The organism is Microcystis sp. M109S1, from assembly GCF_020247025.1.
In the GTDB taxonomy this organism is placed as follows: domain Bacteria; phylum Cyanobacteriota; class Cyanobacteriia; order Cyanobacteriales; family Microcystaceae; genus Microcystis.
In genome coordinates this window covers 1-5,958 of the sequence record NZ_JADBRW010000304.1, presented here as the reverse complement: position 1 = coordinate 5,958, position 5,958 = coordinate 1, and the positions used below count along the sequence as shown (strand labels likewise).

The window sequence follows — 5,958 nt, the reverse complement described above, 5'->3', positions numbered from 1 at the left end:
CGTGGAGAGCTTTATTGTAAACTAATCTTACACAGCCCAAGGTGCGCCGCAATAGCGACTCTTGTTAGGGTGTGGGGTAAAATCGAAACCAATAGGCTTTTTCCATGGGGAGCATTTTAGCATATATTTCGTAAATGTGTTAATATTTAACAGTAAAGCCAACCTAGAACGACGGGGTTTCAGACCCAAAATTTTCGATGATTATTTCAGGGGGTGTTTTCAAGCAGGATAACGCACCCTGATTGGTCTAATACTAAATCCGTTGAGTATAGGCTACATATCAGGAGAGGCACTCATGCAAAAGGGGGAATAAATAATCAGTTTTTAATAACCGGATTTAGTATAAAGATATATTCTTATGAAAAGCATTGTTTTAATTGTTGGCTTTGAAACCTTTAACAGTAATTTGTATCGGCAATCGGGCCTGTTGGCTAGTTCTAAATGTCCCGATTTAGAGGTAAAAGTATTTAGCGATAAATCCTTAACTAGCGAACCGGAAATAGTCGAGCAAGCTTTAGCCACTGCCGACGTTTTTTTTGCTAGTTTGATCTTCGATTACGATCAAGTTACTTGGCTGCGGCAACGAGCAGCACAGATTCCGATTCGCTTAGTTTTTGAGTCTGCTTTAGAGTTAATGAGTTTAACCCGTTTGGGAGAATTTGCCATCGGGGATAAACCAAAAGGAATGCCAAAACCAATTCAATTTATCTTGAGTAAATTTTCCAGTGGCAAGGAAGAAGATAAGTTAGCCGGTTATCTCAGTTTCCTCAAAACCGGTCCGAAACTACTGAAATTTATTCCCGCTAAAAAAGTTCAAGATTTGCGTAATTGGTTAATTATTTACGGTTATTGGAATGCGGGAGGAACGGAAAATGTTGCCGCTATGTGTTGGGTAATTGCCCAAAAATATCTAGGATTAAAAGTACGGGAAATACCCGAAGTTATCGAAACTCCCAATAAGGGACTATTACACCCCGATTATAACGGTTATTTTCTCACTCCCCAAGAATATTTGGCTTGGTATGAAAAAAATAAATCTCTTGATAAACCAGTGGTTGCCCTGCTGCTTTATCGGAAGCACGTTATCAGTAAATTGCCCTATATTAATCAATTAATCCGCCATTTTGAAACGGCTAATTTAATTCCCCTACCCGTGTTTATTAACGGAGTGGAAGGCCATACAATTGTTCGGGATTGGTTAACCACAGACTACGAAATTCAGCAAAGAAAAAAAGGAATCATTGAAACTCCTTCTTTAAGTAAAGATGCGGTGACAGTAGATGCAATTGTTTCGACGATTGGCTTTCCTTTGGTGGGGGGTCCTGCGGGTTCTATGGAAGCAGGAAGACAGGTAGAAGTGGCTAAACGAATTCTGTCCGCTAAAAATATTCCTTATCTTATCGCTGCCCCTTTATTAATTCAAGATATTTATTCTTGGACAAGACAGGGAATCGGTGGTTTACAGAGTGTGGTTCTATACGCTTTACCGGAATTAGATGGAGCAATTGATACGATTCCTCTGGGGGGATTAGTGGGGGAAACTATCTATTTAATTCCCGAAAGATTACAGCGTTTAACTGGACGTTTGCATAGTTGGATTAAGTTACATAAAACCCCTCCGCAAGAACGCAAAATAGCCATCATTCTCTATGGATTTCCCCCGGGTTATGGGGCAGTTGGTACGGCAGCTTTATTAAATGTTCCCCGGAGTTTAGTTAAGTTTTTACAAGCTTTACAAGCGCAGGGTTATAATGTGGGAACGATTCCCGAAGACGGGGAAGAAATTATTCAAAAAGTTAAATTTGCCGATGATGAAAATCTCTCTAAAGAAAACCGTTTATCGATAGAAACTTTAGAAAATTGGCTAGGTTATCTGTTAACCTCCCGCATCGAAAAACACTGGAAATCTCTGAAAGATGCGGGGATAAAAACTGTTGGCAACCAGTATCATTTAGGGGGGATTGAGTTAGGTAATGTCTGGATTGGAGTGCAACCACCTTTAGGAATTGCTGGGGATCCAATGCGGTTAATGTTTGAAAAAGATTTAACTCCTCACCCTCAGTATGCAGCCTTTTATCAGTGGTTACAAAAAGATTTTAAGACCGATGCGATCATTCATTTTGGTATGCACGGAACTGTTGAATGGTTGCCCGGTTCACCCCTAGGAAATACCGGTTATTCTTGGTCAGATATTTTATTAGGAGATTTACCGAATTTATATATTTATGCCGCTAATAATCCCTCGGAATCTATCCTAGCTAAACGTCGCGGTTATGGAGTGTTAATTTCCCATAATGTGCCACCCTACGGACGAGCGGGATTATATAAAGAATTGATGATTCTGCGAGATTTGATTGCAGAATTTCGAGAAAATCCTGAGAAAAATTACGCTTTAAGAGATAGTATCCTCCAAAAAATTATTGATACAGGTATCTCTAAAGACTGTCCTTTTCTGGAAGCAGAAAAACAGGGAATAGAATTCACTTTAGAAAATGCCAAATTATTTAGTCGCTATGCACTAACCGATTATTTTGTCAAGGTGTATAATTACCTACAAATCGTCGAACAAAGACTATTTTCTTCAGGTTTACACACCCTAGGAACTGCTCCCAATCAGGAAGAATTAAAAGGTTATCTTGATGCTTATTTTACCGATTTATCTGAGCGAGAATTTCAGCAAATTATCGCTGAAGAAGCAACCAATGAAAAGGTTAAAGAAGGCATTGCTATTAAAAATTTATTAGGACAAAATAGCGAGGAATTAACTAATCTTTTGCGGGGATTAAATGGGGAATATGTACCCCCAGCACCGGGGGGTGATTTACTCCGAGATGGTGCGGGAGTTTTGCCCACAGGACGCAATATACACGCTTTAGATCCCTACCGGATGCCTTCCCCCGCAGCCTACACCCGCGGACGAGAAATCGCCAAAAAACTGCTAGAACAAAACTTAACCGAAAAAGGAAAATATCCCGAAACTGTAGCGGTTTTACTCTGGGGATTAGATGTGATTAAAACTAAGGGTGAATCCTTAGGTATTCTCTTAGAATTAGTCGGTGCGGAACCCGTCAAAGAGGGGACGGGAAGAATTGTCAGGTATGAATTAAAACCCCTAGAAGAAATTGGACACCCGCGCATCGATATTCTGGCTAATTTATCGGGAATTTTTCGGGATACTTTTATCAATATTATCGAGTTATTAGATGATTTAATGCAGCGGGCAGCTGAGATAGAAGAATCGGAAAATGATAATTATATCCGTAAGCACTATTTAGCCTTAAAAAGTCAAGGAATTGACAATGCCAGCGCTCGTTTATTTTCCAATCCTGCTGGAGATTTTGGCTCTTTAGTTAATGACCAAGTAGTGGAGGGAAATTGGGACAATGACAACGAATTAGCGAAAACTTGGGAAAAGCGTAATGTTTTTAGTTATGGTCGTCAAGATAAGGGACAAGCGCGGCCAGAAGTGCTACAACAGTTATTAAAAACCAGTGAAAGTATTATCCAAGAAATTGACTCGGTAGAATACGGTTTAACCGATATTCAGGAATACTACGGCAACACGGGAGGATTAAAATTAGCCGCAGAAAAACAAAGCGGTAAACGGGTAATGACAAGTTTTGTCGAGAGTTTTTCCAATGATACAACTCCCCGCAAATTAGAGGAGGTTTTGCGCTTAGAATACCGCAGTAAATTACTCAATCCTAAATGGGCCAAGGCCATGGTTAATCAAGGTTCCGGTGGGGCCTACGAAATCTCCCAAAGAATGACCGCTTTAATTGGTTGGGGCGGTACGGCTAATTTTAGTGACGATTGGGTGTATGATCAGGCAGCCGATACCTACGCTTTTGATGCAGAAATGGCGGAAAAATTGCGTCAAGCTAATCCCGAAGCTTTCCGTAATATTGTCGGTAGAATGTTAGAAGCACAGGGTCGCGGTTTTTGGCAAGCAGACCCCGACAAATTAGAGAAATTACAGGAATTATATCAATTGACCGATGAAAAACTAGAAGGGGTTACTTAGGGTCTGCTGAATAAATCTAAAAACCTTGTTGGATAATATCTTTAGGCTTTTTTGAAATCAAAAAGTGCCAGCGATTGGGGTGATTGGGAGGAAAATTAGGTAATTGACTCCCTGAAAATTGGTAAAACCCCACACCCCACACCCCACACCCCACACTCATGGCAACAGGGGATTGTTGTGATAATCTGATTTCCCTCCTGTTTTACTCAGCAGATGGATATTTTCAATCAGGATTGATTTTTCTAACGCTTTAGCCATATCGTACAAAGTCAAGGCTGCCACAGATACTGCCGTTAAAGCTTCCATTTCTACACCGGTTTCCGATTTTGTCACCACTTCTGCCCGAATTTCGTAACCGGGTAACTCTGCTTTCGGGATAATCTGAACATTGATTTTTTGCAGGGGTAAGGGATGGCAAAGAGGAATTAAGCAGGAAGTTTGTTTGGCAGCCATAATTCCCGCTAATCTTGCCGTCCCTAAAACGTCCCCTTTAGGCGCATTTCCCTGTTCTATGGCTTCAAAAGTCGTTTTTAGCATTCTCACTTGTCCTAGCGCGATAGCAGTGCGTTTAGTGGGCATTTTCTCCGATACATCCACCATCTGGGCTTCGCCTTGGCTGTCGAGATGAGATAATTTTTCTTTACCCTCTTGCGTCATTGAATGAACCTGTGCTATAGTAGTTTACTGTTGAGAAAAACAAGGGCTTGTAGCTTAGTGGATTAGAGCGTGTGGCTACGGACCACAAGGTCGGGAGTTCGAGTCTCTCCAAGCCCGTTAGATACAATGGCATATACTACAGGAATTAGGGGCCTATGGTTCCTAATTCCTTTGCTTTTTTACCCCATCTCCCCATCTTCCCACTTTCCTATACTTTTTAAACAGGATTTAGTATCATCAGCCAGTTTTGCTGGAGTATTTTTTACCCTCAAACAGTGAAAGAAACTAAACTTTTAGGATTGTATAATATGAATTCTCCTGCAGCTGTGCCGACACCCTTTCAAGTTGCTTTAGAGCGTTACCAGAATGCTCTAAATTATTTAGATAGGGCTTGCTGAAAAAGTCGCTCAAAGAATTATGCTATTAAGTGCCAATAATTTGTCGTTCAACTGATAAGTTTTACTTGAGTAAAATCACTTTTAACATAATTTTTATTAAAGCGTTGGCGGCATCTTAGTTCATCTGTTCGCCGAAAAAGCCAGAAAGACAAAAAAAGCCCAAAAAACTGCCGAAGCAGTCGGGAAAGATTGACAACCAAAAAGGTAAGAGCAATGGACGTTTCTGAAGTTTCAGGTAGTTTCGTCATGCACAGATTTAAACCAAATCTTCTCTTAGCTTGTCCGAATTTCCCTTCTATTGCATTGCGAAAACTCTCGTCCTCCTGAGCTTGTTTTTTTATTTCAGCGCTGCGATTCTTCGGTGGTCTTCCCAATGGTAATCCACTTAATCTTATTCCTCTTGCTTGGTGCGCGTTCCCTGGCTCCGTGCGACGGCGCGGGGTCGCATCCGCTTCCTGACACCATGCCAAGTTTTCTCTGGTTCGATAAATTTTCTCGACATGAACGGATTGCTGGCTAACAACCATAAGTCTCTTTAAAGTTTTCTACTTGCGCTTTCAAATCTTGAGATTCATTAAAGTTTTCCCAAGACAAACGGTGTAAAAATACATAATTATCTACACAAGACACCGAGAGCTTTGCCCCAAATTCCGTCGGTTTTCCAGCTTTGCCTCTGACGATAGGCATGAGGTTGACTTAAACTAACGATTCTCTGGTCAACCCTTGTTTTTTTCTCTTACCACATCTCCCGTTGTTGACGAGAGACTTCTTCAATGACTAATAGCAGTTTATATTGTCTTTTACTTAAACAAGTTAAGGAGGCTCCTAATGCAATTAGTTGGTCTATATAACCTAAGTTTCTTTGAAAATATCCCAGTT

The 5,958-nt window shown here is 40.7% G+C and carries 2 protein-coding genes, 1 tRNA gene and 2 pseudogenes; 2 read left to right on the top strand and 3 right to left on the bottom strand.

Going from position 1 to position 5,958, the window contains the following annotated elements:
• Positions 1–106 (bottom strand): annotated as a pseudogene (locus tag IM322_RS15195) (helix-turn-helix domain-containing protein); the annotation flags it as partial.
• Between the two features lie 252 nt (positions 107–358).
• Between IM322_RS15195 and bchH the strand changes: the two are divergent.
• Positions 359–4,024, top strand: coding sequence for a magnesium chelatase subunit H (gene bchH, locus IM322_RS15190; RefSeq protein ID WP_287078824.1), 3,666 nt, complete (start codon positions 359–361; stop codon positions 4,022–4,024).
• A gap of 156 nt (positions 4,025–4,180) precedes the next feature.
• Here the strand turns inward: bchH and moaC are convergent, their stop codons facing one another.
• Positions 4,181–4,681: a cyclic pyranopterin monophosphate synthase MoaC gene (gene moaC, locus IM322_RS15185; RefSeq protein ID WP_158199384.1), complete on the bottom strand. Its 501-nt coding sequence runs from the start codon at positions 4,679–4,681 to the stop codon at positions 4,181–4,183.
• Positions 4,682–4,724: 43 nt separating this feature from the next.
• On the opposite strand from moaC, the gene IM322_RS15180 reads away from it, so the two are divergent.
• Positions 4,725–4,798: transfer RNA gene (locus IM322_RS15180), tRNA-Arg, on the top strand.
• A gap of 328 nt (positions 4,799–5,126) precedes the next feature.
• Here IM322_RS15180 and IM322_RS15175 read toward each other — a convergent pair.
• Positions 5,127–5,958 (bottom strand): annotated as a pseudogene (locus IM322_RS15175) (transposase); the annotation flags it as partial.

Excerpts from the sequence above, each read along its gene's own strand:
- bchH (WP_287078824.1), top strand. The coding sequence starts at position 359 with ATGAAAAGCATTGTTTTAATTGTTGGCTTTGAAACCTTTAACAGTAAT.
- moaC (WP_158199384.1), bottom strand. The coding sequence starts at position 4,681 with ATGACGCAAGAGGGTAAAGAAAAATTATCTCATCTCGACAGCCAAGGC.